Genomic DNA, 17,118 nt, shown 5'->3' on the forward strand with positions numbered 1-17,118 from the left:
CGATCGCCAGCCCGCTGGGGTTTGCCAAGGAGGGCAAGCCCAGGGTGTCTTGGCACCCGTGATTGCGTCGCGCGCGCCCGGATACGTGCCGGATGCGCGACCAGAATTGTGCCTGGGACCGGCGCGCTTCTAATGAATGTCCTGTCTTTGTAACGCTGTCTTCGTATTGGAGGATTTATGCGCCATGTTGTGTCGGCAAGCCTGTTTGCGCTCGCCTTGCTCAGCGCCGGAGCCATTGCTTCGGCGCCTCCGGCTGAGGCTGAAAAGCCGTTCGGGGCCTTGTCTTATCGGTTGATCGGGCCAGCAGTCGGTGGCCGGCTGACCGGTGTCGCTGGTGTGCCGGGAGATCCTTCGACGATCTACTTCACTGCGGCACAGGGCGGCGTCTGGAAGTCCACCGACGGTGGCCGCAATTTCGAATCGATCTTTGATGATCAGGCCACACAGTCGATCGGTTCGATTGCGATCGCACCGTCCGACCCGAACGTCATTTACGTCGGCGGCGGCGAAGGCAACCCACGCGGCAATGTGCAGATCGGTCTCGGCATCTGGCGATCCACGGATGCTGGCAGTACCTGGAAGCAAGTGTGGAAGACGCACGGCCAGATTGGCGAAATCGCGGTGGATCCAAACGATCCCGACACCGCCTACGCTGCCGTGCTCGGCTCGCCGTTCGGCCCGAATGAGGATCGAGGGGTCTATCGAACCGAGGATGGCGGCGAGACTTGGGAACGCGTGCTTTACAAGAACGCCGACACCGGCGCGTCGATGGTTGCCATTGATCCCAACAATCCGCGCATCCTGTTTGCCGGGCTTTGGCAGTTCCGCCGAATGCCGTGGCAGGCCATTAGCGGCGGCCCAGGCAGCGGCCTGTATCGGTCGGATGATCGCGGCACGACCTGGAAGCAGCTCACGGGCAGTGGTTTGCCCGACGGCGATTGGGGCAAGGTCGGCGTGGCGGTTGCACCCACCAATTCCGCGCGCGTCTATGCGTTGATTGAGGCGAAAGAGGGCGGCTTGTTCCGCTCGGATGATGCTGGCAAGACATTCAAACGCGTCAGCGACCATCATGCGCTGCGCCAGCGCGCCTGGTACTACATGAATCTGACGATCGACCCGACCAATGACAACGTGGTCTGGTTTCCACAAGTGCCGCTTTTGCGCACGATCGACGGTGGCAAGACCGTACAGCAGATCGATGGGCCCTATCATGGCGATCATCACGACGTGTGGATCGATCCCGAAGATCCGAGCCACGTCTACAGCGGCAATGATGGCGGCATCGATGTCAGTCATGACGGCGGTGGCACCTGGTATTCACCGCCGCTGCCACTGGCGCAGTTCTACAATATCGACGCCGACGACCGGCAGCCGTATCACGTGGGCGGCACTGTTCAGGATTGGGGCACCGCGTCCGGTCCCAATACGTGTTGGGTCAACAGTGGCTGCAATCTGGCTGATTGGCGCTTCGTCGGCGGCGGCGAAGCCGGTGATTTCGTGTTTGATCGGAAACAGGTCGGCCACATTTACGCGGGCGAATACGGCGGCTTCATCTCGCACTATGTGGAGGGAACGGGCCAATACCGCACGATTGCGACGTGGCCCGCGAATCCGTCCGGCATCAAGCCGAAAGAGCTCAAGCATCGCTTTCAATGGACCGCACCGATTGCCGACTCGCCACATCACGACGGCCGGATCTACCATGGTGCCGAAGTGGTGTTTCAGAGCGATGATCAAGGCGCCAGCTGGACCGCGATCTCGCCCGATCTGACCCGCAACGATCGCGAGCGTCAGGATTGGTCGGGTGGCCCGATCACTGGCGACATCACCGGTGTCGAAACCTACGACACTGTGTTCTCGATTGCCGAATCGCCACTGCGCGCCGGGCAGATCTGGGCCGGCACTGACGACGGTCTCGTCCATGTCACCGAAGACGGTGGCAAGAACTGGCGCCTGGTCACGCCGAAGGGTTTGCCCGATTGGGCAACGATCGAGTCGATCGAGCCATCACGCTTCGATGCCAACACCGCCTATGTCGTCGCCCACCGCTATCGCCTCGCGGATCAAAAACCGTACGTGTTCCGCACCACCGATCTCGGCAAGAGCTGGACGCTGCTGACCAAAGGGTTGCCGGACGATCTGCCGCTTTGGGTCGTTCGCGAGGATGAGACCGATGCGAACATGCTGTATCTCGGCAGCGATCGTGGACTTTGGTTCAGCCGCAATCGCGGCGCCAATTGGGAAGCGCTGACCTTGAACCTGCCCGTCGTCGCCGTCGTGGATCTGGAAGCCCGTCACGGCGATCTGATCATCGGTACGCGTGGGCGCGCTTTGTGGGTGCTCGACGATGTGGCGGCGCTCAAGGCCCTGCTCGCGCGCGATGCCAGCAAGCAGGCGTTGTTGCATGTCGGAGCCGGATTGCGGATTCGCTCGGATGACCGCTGGGACTTTGCGCGGGCCGGTGAGATCGAAGGCAAAGCGTATGGCGCGTCGATCAGCTATTGGCTGCCGGAAGCGTTGAAGCCGGATCAGACGCTTCAACTTGAGGTCATCGATGGCAAGGGGCAGGTGGTGCGCACGCTGTCGTCTGTGGCCACGGCTGCGAAATATCCCGAAGATGACGCCGATGAACCAAGTAGTGCCCCCGAACCCGATCTGACCACCAGCAAGGGCTTCAATCAGATTCACTTCGATCTCCGCGCGAATGGTGCGAAACGCCTGAACGCGAAGCTCGATGCGGGCAATCCGGAACGGGGCCCGCTGCTCGTGCCGGGCACGTATCGCCTGCGCCTTCTAAACGGCACCACGATCAGCGAGGCATCGCTGACGGTTGTCGCCGATCCACGCACCGAGATCAGTGCCGTCGACATGCAGGCGAGCTTCGATTTTGCCCGCAAGACCATCGCGTTGTTGGATCGGGCGAATACCCTGGTCAATACATTCTCGGGTGTTGCCACGCAATTGAAGGATCTGCGGCAGCGGCTCGGCACGCGCTCCGACTTGGTCAACGTGCTCGCAGAGCTCGAAGCCGCCGAGAAGAAAGCCGGTGAACTGGAGCGCGCCGTGCACAATCCGGATGCCGAAGTGGTGTACGACGTGCTGGCCGGCCGCGAAGGCGGTGCCAAGCTCTACTCGCAGTTGTCGCCACTCTACGACTGGTCGCAGTCGAGTGATCATGCGCCGACGGAGGGCATGCTCGGTCGCCAGAAGGAGTTGGAGGCCGAACTCGGCGCACGCGAGGCAGACCTGCAACAATTGCTCGATGAGCACCTCGCGCCAATCGAATCGGCGCTGAAGGCAGCCAATGTTCCCCACATCGTGCACTGAGTACTGATCCATGCAGAGTCCCTTGATCGACCGCCGCCTGCTCGACTTCCTGCTTTACGAAGTGTTGAAGGTGGAATCCCTGTGCGAATCCGAGCGTTTTGCCGAGCACAGCCGCGCCACGTTCGACGCGACCATCGAGCTCGCGCATCGGTTGGCGGTCGACAAGTTTCTGCCGCACAACCGGAAGTCCGATGCCAACGAGCCGCAGATGGTCGACGGCAAGGTCGTGCTGATTCCGGAAATCGGTGAGGCGGTGGCCGCTTATAACGAGGCTGGGTTCTCCACCGCACTCGAAGATTTCGAGCGTGGCGGCATGCAGTTGCCATTCGTGATCGCGTCGGCGTGCGATCTGCTGTTTGCGGGCGCGAATCCCGGAACAGTGGCCTATCCCTCACTGGCGCGCGCGGCCGCCAATTTGTTGCGCGCTCATGGCAGCGAAGCACAGCAGCGTCGCTACATGGACCCGATTGTGCAGGGCCGCTTCTTTGGCACCATGTGTTTGTCGGAGCCGCAAGCGGGCAGCTCGCTCGGCGATATCCGAACCACGGCAGTGGTCATGCCGGATGGCAGCTATCGTCTGCGCGGTGCCAAGATGTGGATCTCGGCGGGCGATCACGAACTCGGCGACAACATCGTGCATCTGGTGCTGGCCCGGATTGAAGGCGCTCCGGCTGGGGTGCGCGGGATCAGTCTGTTCATCGTGCCGCGCTGGCGGCTCGATGCTTCGGGCAATCCAAGTGAGCGCAATGACGTGCGTTTGGCCGGTCTCAATCACAAGTTGGGTCAACGCGGCAGCGTCAACACGTTCCTCAAGTTCGGCGAGCAAGACGACTGTTTTGGCGAGCTGATCGGTCAGCCGAATCAAGGTCTGGCTTACATGTTTCATATGATGAACGAGGAACGCATCGCGGTCGGCATGGGCGCGATCGCGAACGGCCTCGTCGGATATTTGTATTCGCTGCAATATGCGAAGGAACGCCGGCAAGGTCGGCATCCCGATCAAAAAGATGCCAGCAGCCCGCCCGTACCGATCATCGAGCACGCCGATGTGCGGCGCATGCTGTTGCGGCAGAAGCTGCTAGTGGAAGGCGCTCTGGCGCTCGGTCTTTACGCGTCGCAATTGGTCGATGCCGAACATTTGGCAGAGATCGATGCCCGCCGCGAGATCAATGCGCTCCTCGAACTCCTGACGCCCATCGTGAAATCCTGGAGCTCGCAGTACTGTCTGGACGCCAACGATCTCGCGATCCAGATTCTCGGCGGTTATGGCTACACCCGCGAGTACCCGGTTGAGCAATGCTGGCGCGACAACCGCATCAATCCGATCCATGAAGGCACGAACGGCATTCAAGCGCTCGATCTGCTCGGACGCAAGGTCATGATGCACGATGGCATCGCCTTGAAGGTGCTATTGGCCAAAGTGCACACGAGTGTGGCCAAGGCCGAAGTGCATGCGTCGCTGCACGACGTGTCGGCCGCGTTGCGGGCGCATTTTGAACGCGTGGTCGGTGTCGTGCGGCAGTTGGGTGCGCGCATGGCGAGCGGGGACATTCGACCGGCGCTGGCCCACGCGCAGCACGTCATGCATGTGTTGGGGCACGGTGTCATTGCGTGGATGTGGCTGGACATGGCGCACCGCGCAACGCATGGTCTGGAATCCGGTGCCGCCACTGATCATGGTTTCTATGAGGCGCGTGTTGCTGCGGCCAAAGCGTTTTTCGCGACGGAGCTGCCGAGCACCGAGCAGGCGTTCCGGGCCATCGAATCCGATGAGTGTGCGGCGTATCACTTTCAGGCGGCGTGGTTTTGAGGTCGGTGCTCCGTCTGCAGGCGGATTCTTGATACGGCCTGAGACCGTTGCGTTGAACCGCCTCGCTGATTTCACGTGATGCTCACGAAATTCGCTCGTTTGGCAACGCATCGATAACATTTGCGGTACTAAGTTTGATGGCCCTACCGGTCGCAGCAACGTCGCTGTGACTTGATGGCTCGCGCATGTTCGAGCCATCGCTTGGGAGCGTTCGCATGATGCGTTGAGGCATCCCGGACGCTTGTCATGGGCGCGGTGGTTGATCACCGCGTTCCGCTGATTATCCGGCTCGATGTGGTGAGCCGAACCAGGAGCCCCACATGCCCACTTGGTTGGAAAGTATCCCGTCAGAACTGGCTTGGCCATTGGTATGCGTCATTGCGTTTGCGCTGGCCGAGTTTCTGTCACGTAGTATTCGCTTGCCGCGAATCAGTACCTACGCGTTGATCGGCTTCGCGTTGGGCGGCGCACAACTTGGGTTGCTCCCCGAGCGTCCGAGCAAAGCGATGGTGCTGCTCGCCAACGTGGCGTTCGGTCTGCTGCTGTTCGAGTGCGGCTACCGCATCAACTGGTCCTGGTTCAGGCGCAACCCGTGGATGCTGGTGATCAGTTTGCTGGAAGCGTTGTTGACCTTTTTTTCGGTGCTGATGATCGCTCAGGAGTTTGGTCTCGCGCCGATGTCAGCGTTGTTGCTCGCAAGTCTCGCGGTGCCAACATCGCCGGCAACGGTGATCCGAGTCATTCATGAAACCCGGGCCAGCGGGCAAGTCGTCGAACGGCTGCTGCACTTCTCGGCACTGAACTGCATCTATGCGGTGTTGCTGTTCAAGGCCATGGTGGGCTGGCATCTCTACCAACGCTCTGGCGCGTGGTGGGATGCTGGCGTTGCGAGTCTTTGGGTGGTGTTCGGTTCGGCGCTGATCGGCGCCGCATTCGGGACTTTGCTGCCGGCACTATTGCGCGCACTCAAACGCACGCCGCGAGACAGCGATCTGGTCCTGATTCTCGGGCTCTTCGTCGCCGTCGGCTGCAGTCAGGTTCTGGATCTATCGTCGATCGTCGTCAGCCTCGTATTTGGGATGGTCGTGCGTTCGCAGGGCGTGATCCTGGCCGCCCGGCATCGCGATTTCGGAGTGATGGGCGAGCTGTTATCGCTGTTTCTGTTCGTGTTTGTCGCGGCAACGCTCAATATCAATGCGGTGCTTGCCGGGATAGGCCTTGCGGTTCTGATCGTGATGGCCAGGCTCGGCTCAACCATGCTGGTCACGACCGGGCTCGCGACGCTCAGTGGCTCCACCTATCGGAAGGGGGCGCTGGTGGGATTGGCGATGGCGCCCATGTCGGCGTTCGTCATTCTGTTATTGGAGCAAACGCCCGAGATCGGTCCAAAACTCGTCAACGAGATTCCGGCCTTGGCAGCGTTGGTATTGAGTATGGAGGTGCTCGGCCCGTTCTTGACCCGCCTATCCCTGAAATGGGCCGGCGAAACCGAGGAGGAGGTCTAAGATGCCTTTGCAAGAATTCACGAAGTCCGAAGCGCTTACGATGGGCGTGGAGCTTGAGTTGCAGTTGGTGAGCCTCAGCGACTTTGACCTCAACTCGGCGAGCCCGGATTTGCTCAATCTGCTGCAGCGCGCGCCGTTTCCTGGCAATGTCACGCCGGAAATCACCAGCAGCATGATCGAAGTCTGTACGACGGTGCAGCATCGCTACGAGCCGGCGCGCGCGCAACTGCTGGCAATTCGCGATGCGCTGGTCAAAGGCGGTGATCGTTTGAATGTGGGCGTCTGTGGCGGCGGCACCCATCCGTTTCAGATGTGGTCGGAGCAACGCATCTTCCCCAAACCGCGCTTTCGCGAAGTATCGAATCTGTACGGGTATCTGGCCAAGCAGTTCACCGTGTTCGGTCAGCATGTGCATATTGGCTGTCGCAATGGTGACGAGGCGTTGCGGTTGCTGCATGGGCTCAATCGCTACGTGCCGCACTTTGTTGCGCTGTCTGCGTCGTCGCCGTTCGTGCAGAGTACCGATACGCAGTTTCACTCCGCGCGCCTGAATTCGGTGTCGGCGTTTCCGTTGGCGGGTCGGGCGCCGTTTGTGCTGAGCTGGGAGGAGTTCGCGAACGTCTATTTCACCAAGATGGAGCGCACCGGCGTTGTCAAAAGCATGAAGGACTTCTATTGGGACATCCGCCCCAAACCGGAATACGGCACCATTGAACTCCGCGTCTGCGATACACCGCTGAGCGTCGAGCATGCAGCCGCGCTCGCTGCATACCTGCAATGTCTCTGCGCGATGCTGCTTGATCGCCAGCCGCCTTTGGCCGAAGACGATTATCTGGTCTACAACTACAACCGCTTTCAGGCCTGCCGGTTTGGCCTTGATGGCCAAACTGTCCACCCGCGTGATCTGAACCTGATTTCGATCCGCGAGGATATTCTGGCGACAGTACGCGAGTTGGCGCCCTACGCCTATTCGCTGTCTGCAGAAGCCGCGCTTGAGCGAATCGAAGCCGTCATTCGCGACGGCAACGACGCCCAACGCCTCCGCACCGTTTACGATCGCAGCGGCAGCGCCGAGGGCATGGTGCAGGCGGCAGTCGGTTGGTTCCGCGGCGCAACGTAGAAAAGTAGCCCGCAATAAGCGCAGCGCATTGCACCGCGAGGTCGCGACATCGCTTCGACGGCGCGTAAACTGCCGATCAGATTTCGGTGTAGGCGCGATGCCATGGCACGACGGGTTCGAGGCTGACCCGTTCGGCGCAATGCGCTGCGCCAATTGCGCCCTACGGACCGCGGGTTTTATTAAGTATTTGAATTAAAACGTAATAATAGGCGATTCCGGGCTTGTCCCGGATTCGGCCTTCGGTCGCCGCCCCGAGCCCGTTATACTCCGCCGTTGATAAGAACCGGTGGAGTGGAATCCATGATCAATCCGATCAAACAAGACGCCGACGTGCGGATGAAGAAGTGCATTGAGGCCCTGAAGTCTGAGCTGGCCAAGCTCCGTACGGGTCGGGCAACGACCGCGCTCGTCGATCACCTGAAAATCAGCTACTACGGCTCCGACATGCCGTTGTCGCAGGTGGCCACGATTGCCGTGCAGGACTCGCGGTCGCTGACCATCACGCCTTGGGAAAAGGCCATGGTGCAGCCGATTGAAAAGGCCATCATGACGTCCGATCTCGGGCTGACGCCGACCACCGCGGGCCAAGTGATCCGAATCAACTTGCCGCCGCTCACCGAGCAGCGCCGCAAAGAGCTTGCCAAGCACGTGGCGCACGAGGGCGAGAACACGAAAGTAGCGATCCGCAATGTGCGTCGCGACGCGATGACCCACGTCAAGGACCTGCTCAAAGAGAAGCAGATTTCGGAAGACGAGGAGCGGAAGGCCGAGACCGACATTCAGAAGTTGACCGACAAGTTTGTTGCCGACGTCGACGCCGTGGTCAGGGCCAAAGAGCAAGAGCTGTTGCAGCTCTGATTGGCGCCGAATGACCCAGATTGATCCGGCGCTGGCGGTCCAGCGGCTTCCCAAACACGTTGCCATCGTCATGGATGGCAATGGCCGGTGGGCTGAGGCCAGACACCGGCCGCGCAGCTTTGGCCACAAAGCGGGCGTTGACGCCGTGCGCGCTGTCGTCGAAGCCTGCCTGAAGCGGGGCATCGAGGTGCTGACGCTGTTCGCGTTCTCGTCCGAGAACTGGCGTCGGCCGCCGCAGGAAGTCTCGACTTTGATGGACCTGTTCATGCGCGCACTTGACCGCGAGGTCGATGCGCTGCACGAGAACGGCGTGCGTCTGCGCTTTGTCGGCGCGCGCGAGGCGTTTGCGGCCGAGTTGGTCGACCGCATGGCGCGGGTGGAGGCCCGGACGATCGACAACCGTCGGCTCGTGCTCAACGTGGCCGTGAACTACGGCGGCCGCTGGGACATCGTTTCGGCGGCAAAGGTTCTGGCGCAGCGCGTCCAGCAGGGTGACCTCATGGTCGATGCCATTGACGAGTCGGCATTTCATCAGGCCACGCAACTCGCTGCCTGGCCCGATCCGGATTTGTTCATCCGGACCGGGGGCGAGACCCGAATCAGCAATTTCCTGCTCTGGCAGATCGCCTATGCCGAGCTGTATTTCACCGATACCTTATGGCCGGACTTTGACGCCAAAGCGTTGGACTTGGCCTTGGACGACTATCGTCGGCGCGAGCGCCGTTTCGGGCGCACCGGCGCCCAAGCGAGGCAGGCACTGTGAGTAGCGCACCTGATTCGCAACCAACGCCCAAGCAACCGACCACGGCAGCCAAGCCGTTCGTCGATGCCGCCATGCTGACCCGCACCCGCACGGCGCTGCTGCTTGCGCCGCTCGGGATCGCCGCCATTATTCTGCTGCCACCAATCTGGTTTGCGCTGCTGGTCGGTGGTTTGTTCACGCTGGGGCTTTGGGAATGGACGCGGTTGTGTGGCTGGGAACACCTTGGCGCACGTATCGGTCTCGTCGGCGCGCAAACCGGATTGATGATTTGGCTCTTTATCGATGGCAAAGCATCGATGTATCTGGCCATGGTGGTCGGCGTTTTATTTTGGCTATTCGCGCCGCTTTGGTTGCGTCACTATGACTTTGGGCGCCTGCCCAAGAAGCGCTACCGCGCGCTGAAAACCATGGCGGGTGCGCTGGCCGTGGTGCCGGCGTTTGCCGCCACCTTGCATCTCGATGCGTTCAGCGACCGTGGGCCGTACTGGGTGCTCTTTCTGTTTGTATTGATCTGGGTCGCCGATTCAGGTGCGTATTTTTCGGGCAAGCGGTTTGGGCGCGAAAAGCTCGCGCCACAAATCAGTCCGGGCAAAACCCGCGAGGGCGTGTACGGCGCGTTTGCGGCCTCGCTGATCTATGCCGGTATTACCGCGGCGGCCATGCAGTTGCCCTGGATGCTCGCCCTGAAGTTTCTTGCTTTGGCCCTGGTGACCGTGATCTTCTCCATCATCGGTGACTTGTTCGAAAGCTTGATCAAGCGGCACTCGCAAGTCAAAGACTCGGGGGACTTATTTCCCGGGCACGGCGGCGTGTTCGATCGCTTCGACAGCTTGTTTGCGGCCGCTCCCGTTTTTGTCGCTGGCAAGATTCTGATTGGCCTATGAAACGTGTGGCAGTGTTCGGGGCGACAGGCTCGATCGGCCGCTCCAGCCTGGATGTGATTGGCCGGCATCCCGATCGGCTTTTGGTCCACGCACTCAGTGCGCATCGCGATCGGGCGGGATTGGAAGCGTTGATTCGCACGCATCGGCCCAACGTGGCCGTACTGACGGATCCGCTTGCTGCCGATGGGTTTGAAGCGTTTTGCAGATTGCAGGGCGTGCGCGGACTGATCGGCCCGGACGCATTGGATGCCGTGGCGGCAGAATCCGGCACGGACATGGTGATCGCCGGGATTGTTGGTGCTGCCGGATTGTCCTCGACCTTGGCGGCGGCCCGTGCCGGCAAAACCTTGCTGCTCGCCAACAAGGAAGCGGTCGTCATGGCCGGGGCATTGCTGAAGGACGCCGTAGCTGCGAGTGGCGCCAAACTGGTCCCGCTCGACAGTGAACACAATGCCATCTTTCAGTGCCTGCCAACTCATGCGGTTGGAGCGCGCGCCGATGGCGTGCACACCGCGGGAGTCGACTGCTTGTGGCTGACGGCATCTGGTGGTCCGTTCCGTGGGCGACGTCGCGCAGAGCTCAGCGCGATCACACCGGAACAGGCCTGCGCGCATCCCAAGTGGAACATGGGTCGGAAGATCTCGGTCGATTCCGCAACGCTGATGAACAAGGGCCTCGAGGTCATCGAGGCGCATCATCTGTTCGATATGCCGGCCGACCGCATCCGGGTCGTCGTGCATCCGGAAAGCACCGTGCATTCGGTCGTCGCCTATTGCGATGGCTCCATGCTTGCGCAACTGGGGGCGCCCGACATGCGTGTACCAATCGCGCATGCGCTCGGGTTTCCGGAGCGGCTTGCGTCAGGCGTGGCGCCCTTGAATCTGCTCGAACTTGGGCAGTTGCGTTTCGAGGCCCCCGATCTCGACACGTTCCGTTGCCTGGCGCTGGCGTTTGCAGCCTTGAAATCAGGTCAAGCCGCCAGCATTGCATTGAACGCGGCCAATGAGGTGGCGGTCGCTGCGTTTCTGGACGGTCGACTGCCGTTCCTCGGCATCGATCAAGTCGTCGAATTAGTGCTGAACCAAAGCCGGGCGGTCGAACTTTCGGCCCTGGACGCCATCCTCGATTTTGATCAGAGTGCACGGGTATTGGCGGCAGCCGCCATCAACAAGGTAGTGATCTGAATGGACGTGCTACAAAGCTTCTTTGGCTCGCTGTTCTGGTACATCGTGGCGATCAGTGTGCTGATCACCGTGCATGAATTCGGGCATTTCTGGGTGGCGCGCCGGGCGGGCGTGACGGTCAAGCGCTTTTCGATTGGTTTTGGCAAGCCACTGTGGATGCGGCGCGGCAAGGACGGCACCGAGTACGCGATCTCGATGATTCCGTTTGGCGGCTATGTCGCCATGCTGGACGAGCGCTACGACGACGTCCCGCCTGAGCAGCAGCATGGGGCGCTCAATCGCAAGCACCCGTTTGCCCGGATCCTGATTTCGCTCGCAGGGCCCGCGTTCAATCTCATCCTTGCGGTCGGGCTGTTCTGGATCGTGTTCATGTTGGGCAAGATCGACTACCAGCCTCTTGTCGGTAGTCCGAGCGGATTGATGGAGGCAGCGGGTCTCACTGCGGGAGACCGTGTGCTCAGTGTCGATAACCAGCCGATCCAGACATGGGAAGAACTGGTCGAATCGATCTACATTGGTGCCGCTTACTCGCGTGACGTGAATCTGATGGTGGCGAGCCAAAATGCCGCGCCGCGCCGGGTGACGTTGGCCCTATCCAGCCTCCCGGCGAGTCTGACCGACAAAGAGCGGGTGGAGCGCATCGGTCTGCGACCGCATGCGCCCGCGACGGTTGCCGGCTTGCCAGATCCCACGGCACCAGCAGCCAAGGCGGGCATCGAAATCGGCGACCGGTTTGTCTCCGTTGCGGATCAGCCGGTCGCGTCTGCATCGGAATTCATACAAGCAATCCAGACCCATGGCGCCAAAGGCGGCCCGTTGAAACTCGGAATCGTGCGAGCGGGGCAGCTGCTCAGTCTGAGCGTTAGGCCACGGGCGGATCAGGAAGGTGGCCAGACCATCTACCGGATTGGCGTGGAGACGGTCCGGCCGGAAATCGTGACCGTCCAGTACGGGCCGATTCGCTCGCTGGGTATGGCAATGAGTCAAACCGTCACCATTTCCGCACGAACAGTCGTGTTCTTGAAGGACATGGTGGTCGGCGATCTGTCGCCCAAACAGATCTCCGGGCCCATCACGATTGCCCGGGTGGCGGCGATCACTGCCGAGCGCGGGCTTGTGGATTTTCTGGGGCTCCTGGCGGCGATCTCGGTGGGCCTCGCGATCCTCAATCTGCTTCCGGTGCCGATTCTGGATGGTGGCCACATTGTCATGCATAGTCTGGAGTGGCTGTTTGGCCGGGCGCTCAATGAGCGCGAGTTGTGGGCGGGTCAGGCTATTGGTCTGGCAATGGTCGCCGGCATGATCGGGCTCGCTTTCTTCAACGATTTCGCCCGCTTGCTGGATCACTGAGGCGAGCGCTCTGGTGGTCGAATCAGGCCCGGATCCCTCGGTCTTGCAAAGCTGAACCGGGCCAAACCTGGGCCGTCCGGTAAGACAGATCGACAGAACTGTCGGGCAGGACTCGGCAAACCGGTCAATCTGTGGTCAAATCAGAGACTTAGATCGGATCGTTAAAGGCTCGCCTAGGCTGGGCCCGCATGATCCCGTCCGAAGCCTGGGGCAAAGCCCGAAGCTTCCTTAACAAACAAGCAGTTATGCTCGTACTGGCAACAGGCGATGCAAGCCCGGGCGGTCTCGTCCGGGCTTCATCACGAGCACAACCGAAGCACCGGCAGGAGCGCCGGTCTTCCTTGACTGAACTTTTTTTGGAGTGACGATGAAGCGAACCTGCGCCCTGATTCTGCTGGCCGGGCTGATGGCCAACAATGCGATGGCCTTCGACCCGTTCGTGGTCAGTGACATCCGCCTGGAGGGCCTGACCCGCGTGCCGGCCGGAACGGTGTTTGCCAGCCTGCCGATTGAAAAGGGCGACCGCCTGGATCGGCTCCGAGCGGGCGAAGCCATTCGCGTCCTGTTCAAGACTGGATTCTTCAACGACATTCAGATGAAGCGCCAGGGTGACATTCTGGTCATCAATTTCGTCGAGCGCCCAGCGATCTCCAAGTTGACCTTGAGTGGCAACAAGGACATCAAGACCGAAGACCTGATGAAAGGTCTGAAGGAAATCGGTCTGTCCGAAGGCGAGACGTTCGACCGTCTGCAGCTCGATCGCATCACGCAGGAACTGACGCGCCAGTACAACAACCGCGGCAAGTACAACGTGTCGATCAAGCCGCGCGTCGAAGACATCGACCGCAACCGCGTGAATATCACGATCGACGTGGTCGAGGGCAAGGCATCCAAGATCCGTCACTTCAACATTGTCGGCAACGACAGTTTCGCCGATGACGATATCACCGAGAACTTTGAGTCGCGGGCTTCCAACTGGTTGAGCTGGTACAAGCGCGACGATCAGTATTCGCGCGAGAAGCTGTCCGGCGACCTGGAAAAACTGCAGCAGTTCTACCAAGACCGCGGCTACGTCGATTTCAATGTCGAGTCCACCCAAGTGGCAGTCAGCCAGGACAAGCGCGAAATCTTCGTGACCGCCAACGTCCGCGAAGGCGAAATCTACAAGCTCGTGGATTTGAAGCTCGCCGGCGACCTCGTGCTCGATGAGGAAGCGTTGCGCCGCTTGATTCCCGCCAAGGTGGGCGAAACCTATTCGCGCGCCGACGTGGAACGTGGCGCCGAGTCCATCACCAAGGTGCTGTCCAACATCGGTTATGCCTTTGCCGAAGTGTCGCCGCTGCCGGATGTGAACGCCGAAAAGCGCGAGATCGGCGTGACCCTGATGGTGCAGCCCGGCCAGCGCGTCTACGTTCGCCGCGTGACCTTTGTCGGCAATGACCGGACGCAGGACGAAGTGTTGCGTCGGGAAATGCGTCAGCTCGAAGGCACCTGGTTCTCGCAGGCAGCTATCGACCGTTCGAAGATTCGTTTGCAGCGCCTCGGCTTTTTCAAATCCGTCGAGGTCGAAACCCCCAAAGTTCCGGGCGCGAATGATCAGATCGACGTCGTTGTCCGCGTCGAAGAGCAGAGCGCCGGCAGCTTCCAGTTCGGTCTTGGTTACTCGCAGATTCAGGGCTTGATCACGTCGGTGTCGCTGCAGCAGCGCAACTTCTTTGGCACCGGCAACACGGTTGGCGTGACCGTGCAAAACAACTCGTTCGTCAAACGGTTCGACTTCAGCTTCCTCGACCCGTATTTCACCGACGACGGCATCAGCCTCGGCTATCAGCTTGGCTATCGCGAACTCGATAACGGTGATGCGAACCAGGCGCAGTTCACGACCGACACCGCGTCGGGCGACGTGGTCATGGGCATTCCGCTGTCGGAAACGAACACGGTCTCGCTGTCGATGGGTATCGACCGCAACAAGCTCACGACGACCGACGGCGCGACGCCGGAATCGCTCATTCAGTACTTGGTTACCGAACTCGGCGACCGCGACCGCTTCCCGATTCCGAACAACAACCCAACCACGGGCCAACCCAACGTGCCGGCCGGTCCGTTCCGGCAATGGACGGTCAATACCTGGAAGCTCACCGCCGGCTGGGCCAGCGACTCGCGCAACAAGTTCTTCGCGCCAACGCGTGGTACCTATCAGCGCGTGTTCGGCGAAGTGGCGTTGCCGGGTTCCGATCTTGAGTACTACAAGCTGAATTACGAATACGCCCGCTACTTCCCAATGGGTGAGCGCTTCTCGCTGTTGACCCGGACGGAAGTCGGTTACGGCGACGGCTATGGCAAGACGGGTTCGCTGCCATTCTACGAGTCGTTCTACGCAGGTGGTGTCCGCTCGGTGCGCGGCTTCGAGGACAATACGCTCGGTCCGGTCGAGGCATCGCCAGCCAACCGCGACTTCTTCCAGCCGCTCGGTGGTGCGTTCAAGTTCGTCAACACGACCGAACTAATTTTCCCGACGCCGTTCACCAAGACCGACAGCGACAGTGCGCAGTTCTCGGCATTCGTCGACGTGGGTAACGTCTGGAAGGAACCGCGCGAGTTCGGTCGCGGTGATCTTCGTGCATCCGCTGGTCTGTCGTTCAAGTGGCAGGCGCCGGTTGGTCCGATCATCATCAACTTCGCAGTGCCCCTGAAGAAAGAGGATGGCGATCGAACGGAATCGATCCAGTTCTCCTTCGGGTCGCAGTTCTAAGACGCATCGGAGCACTCCGATGCGAGGCGGGACCTGGCTCCGTTGCATCCTGGCAAGTTTGCTTGCCACGGTGCTGGCTGGGTCCGCCATGGCGCAGACCGGCAAGGTCGGCTATCTCGATATGCAGCGCCTGCTCGACAACGCGCCGCAGGTCGTTGCGGCGCGGAAGCAGTTGGAGTCCGAATTCCAGACGCGCGATCGGCAGCTGAAACAAGAGGAAGCCCGGCTTGCCGCGCTGAAAGACCGCGACGTACGGGAATCGGGCATCCTGCCCAAGGCGGCCGCCGATGCGCTGAAGCGCGAAATCGTCGCGTTGGAGCGATCCATCCAGCGCACCCGCAAGAAGTCTGCTGATGAGCTCAAAGCGCGCGCCGACGAAGAGATTGCCAAGCATTGGCCCGAAATCAACGACGCGGTCATTGCGTTTGCGCGTGAGCAGGGTTACGACTTGATCTTGCGCTCACCTATTCCATACGCGAATCCGCGCATCGACATTACTGACGCGGTATTGGCTCGGCTACGTGCCGAGGCGGCCAAGAAGCCCACGCCATGAGCGCTGCGGTGACCGTCGCAGCGCTTTGTGAGCGCTTTGGCTTCGCCAGCAATGCCGATGCTGGCCTCGCCATTTCGGGCGTGCAGACATTGGCGCGTGCGAGTGTTACCGACCTGAGTTTCCTCGCCAATCCGCAATATCGGCAGGCTGCCAAGGCGTCGTCAGCCGGCTTGATCATTGCGACCGAAGCGGATGCAAGCTGGCTTGACCGGCCCTGTCTCATCTCGCGAAATCCCTATGCCGGCTTCGCCCGCGTGGCTGCTCTGTTTGAACCGCGGGCCGATGTGCTGCCTGGTATCCATCCGAGTGCCGTGATCGATACGCGTGCATCGGTCGACCCCAGCGCAAGCATCGGTCCATTGGTGACCATTGGCGCGCGTTCGGTGATTGCGGCAGGCGCCCAAATCGGTCCTGGATGTGTGATCGGCGAAGACTGCGTGGTGGGTGCTGACACCACTTTGGTGGCGCGCGTGACGCTGGTAAAGCGGGTGCGCCTGGGCGCACGCGTGCTGATTCACCCGGGTGCTGTACTCGGCGCCGATGGGTTCGGTCTGGCCTTTGATCAAGGCGCCTGGCTGAAAGTCCCGCAACTGGGTGGCGTACTGATTGGCGATGATTGTGAGATTGGTGCCAACACAACGATTGACCGCGGGGCGCTGGATGACACGATTCTGGAAGCTGATGTCCGCCTCGACAATCAGATTCAGATTGGTCACAACGTGCAGATTGGCGCGCACACAGCCATTGCCGGCTGCACGGCTATTGCCGGTAGCGCCAAGATTGGCCGCTATTGCCTGATCGCTGGCGGCGCGGGTGTCGTGGGCCACATCGAGATCTGCGACAAGGTGACCGTGGCCGCGATGAGCCTCGTCACCCATAGCATCAAGACGCCAGGCGAGTACGCATCGGGCACGCCACTGCAACTCAAACAGGATTGGCGAAAGAACGCCGTCCGCTTCAAAGAGCTGGATACACTGGCTCGCCGAATTCGAAAGCTTCCCGGGGATTAGAC

12 protein-coding genes are annotated in these 17,118 nt (G+C 60.8%); all 12 read left to right on the forward strand.

Annotated elements, in window-relative coordinates; genetic code table 11:
- The first annotated feature begins 177 nt into the window (after nt 1-177).
- Entirely contained in the window at nt 178-3,327 is a 3,150-nt protein-coding gene (locus C7S18_RS02035; RefSeq protein WP_106889973.1) for a beta propeller repeat protein, read from the forward strand.
- A gap of 10 nt (nt 3,328-3,337) precedes the next feature.
- Nucleotides 3,338-5,137 (forward strand): acyl-CoA dehydrogenase, encoded by a 1,800-nt coding sequence (locus tag C7S18_RS02040; protein ID WP_106889974.1) that lies wholly within the window; start codon nt 3,338-3,340, stop codon nt 5,135-5,137.
- Nucleotides 5,138-5,457: 320 nt separating this feature from the next.
- Nucleotides 5,458-6,642, forward strand: coding sequence for a cation:proton antiporter (locus tag C7S18_RS02045; RefSeq protein WP_106889975.1), 1,185 nt, complete (start codon nt 5,458-5,460; stop codon nt 6,640-6,642).
- A gap of 1 nt (nt 6,643) precedes the next feature.
- Complete coding sequence (locus C7S18_RS02050; RefSeq protein WP_106889976.1) at nt 6,644-7,762, forward strand: YbdK family carboxylate-amine ligase; 1,119 nt, start codon at nt 6,644-6,646, stop codon at nt 7,760-7,762.
- 300 nt (nt 7,763-8,062) lie between these two features.
- Nucleotides 8,063-8,620 (forward strand): ribosome recycling factor, encoded by a 558-nt coding sequence (frr, locus tag C7S18_RS02055; protein WP_106889977.1) that lies wholly within the window; start codon nt 8,063-8,065, stop codon nt 8,618-8,620.
- Between the two features lie 10 nt (nt 8,621-8,630).
- The gene (uppS, locus tag C7S18_RS02060; RefSeq protein WP_106889978.1) at nt 8,631-9,383 is read left to right on the forward strand and encodes a polyprenyl diphosphate synthase; all 753 of its coding nucleotides are present in this window, start codon (nt 8,631-8,633) and stop codon (nt 9,381-9,383) included.
- On the forward strand, nt 9,380-10,267 hold the full coding sequence (locus tag C7S18_RS02065) for a phosphatidate cytidylyltransferase (RefSeq protein WP_106889979.1): 888 nt from the start codon (nt 9,380-9,382) through the stop codon (nt 10,265-10,267). The genes uppS and C7S18_RS02065 overlap by 4 nt, the downstream gene beginning before the upstream one ends.
- A complete protein-coding gene (locus tag C7S18_RS02070; RefSeq protein WP_106889980.1) occupies nt 10,264-11,451 on the forward strand; it encodes a 1-deoxy-D-xylulose-5-phosphate reductoisomerase in 1,188 nt (395 codons plus the stop codon). Before C7S18_RS02065 ends, C7S18_RS02070 begins: the two co-directional genes overlap by 4 nt.
- On the forward strand, nt 11,452-12,801 hold the full coding sequence (gene rseP / locus C7S18_RS02075) for an RIP metalloprotease RseP (protein WP_106889981.1): 1,350 nt from the start codon (nt 11,452-11,454) through the stop codon (nt 12,799-12,801).
- A gap of 367 nt (nt 12,802-13,168) precedes the next feature.
- A complete protein-coding gene (gene bamA, locus C7S18_RS02080; RefSeq protein WP_240623966.1) occupies nt 13,169-15,553 on the forward strand; it encodes an outer membrane protein assembly factor BamA in 2,385 nt (794 codons plus the stop codon).
- Nucleotides 15,554-15,572: 19 nt separating this feature from the next.
- Nucleotides 15,573-16,106 (forward strand): OmpH/Skp family outer membrane protein, encoded by a 534-nt coding sequence (locus tag C7S18_RS02085; RefSeq protein ID WP_170113057.1) that lies wholly within the window; start codon nt 15,573-15,575, stop codon nt 16,104-16,106.
- Nucleotides 16,103-17,116, forward strand: a complete 1,014-nt coding sequence (gene lpxD / locus C7S18_RS02090) for a UDP-3-O-(3-hydroxymyristoyl)glucosamine N-acyltransferase (protein ID WP_106889983.1) — start codon at nt 16,103-16,105, stop codon at nt 17,114-17,116. Before C7S18_RS02085 ends, lpxD begins: the two co-directional genes overlap by 4 nt.
- Nucleotides 17,117-17,118: the final 2 nt, after the last annotated feature.

Source organism: Ahniella affigens, assembly GCF_003015185.1.
In the GTDB taxonomy this organism is placed as follows: Bacteria; Pseudomonadota; Gammaproteobacteria; order Xanthomonadales; family Ahniellaceae; genus Ahniella; species Ahniella affigens.

Excerpts from the sequence above, each read along its gene's own strand:
- C7S18_RS02035 (WP_106889973.1), top strand. The coding sequence starts at position 178 with ATGCGCCATGTTGTGTCGGCAAGCCTGTTTGCGCTCGCCTTGCTCAGC.
- C7S18_RS02040 (WP_106889974.1), top strand. The coding sequence starts at position 3,338 with ATGCAGAGTCCCTTGATCGACCGCCGCCTGCTCGACTTCCTGCTTTAC.
- C7S18_RS02045 (WP_106889975.1), top strand. The coding sequence starts at position 5,458 with ATGCCCACTTGGTTGGAAAGTATCCCGTCAGAACTGGCTTGGCCATTG.
- C7S18_RS02050 (WP_106889976.1), top strand. The coding sequence starts at position 6,644 with ATGCCTTTGCAAGAATTCACGAAGTCCGAAGCGCTTACGATGGGCGTG.
- frr (WP_106889977.1), top strand. The coding sequence starts at position 8,063 with ATGATCAATCCGATCAAACAAGACGCCGACGTGCGGATGAAGAAGTGC.
- uppS (WP_106889978.1), top strand. The coding sequence starts at position 8,631 with ATGACCCAGATTGATCCGGCGCTGGCGGTCCAGCGGCTTCCCAAACAC.
- C7S18_RS02070 (WP_106889980.1), top strand. The coding sequence starts at position 10,264 with ATGAAACGTGTGGCAGTGTTCGGGGCGACAGGCTCGATCGGCCGCTCC.
- rseP (WP_106889981.1), top strand. The coding sequence starts at position 11,452 with ATGGACGTGCTACAAAGCTTCTTTGGCTCGCTGTTCTGGTACATCGTG.
- bamA (WP_240623966.1), top strand. The coding sequence starts at position 13,169 with ATGAAGCGAACCTGCGCCCTGATTCTGCTGGCCGGGCTGATGGCCAAC.
- C7S18_RS02085 (WP_170113057.1), top strand. The coding sequence starts at position 15,573 with ATGCGAGGCGGGACCTGGCTCCGTTGCATCCTGGCAAGTTTGCTTGCC.
- lpxD (WP_106889983.1), top strand. The coding sequence starts at position 16,103 with ATGAGCGCTGCGGTGACCGTCGCAGCGCTTTGTGAGCGCTTTGGCTTC.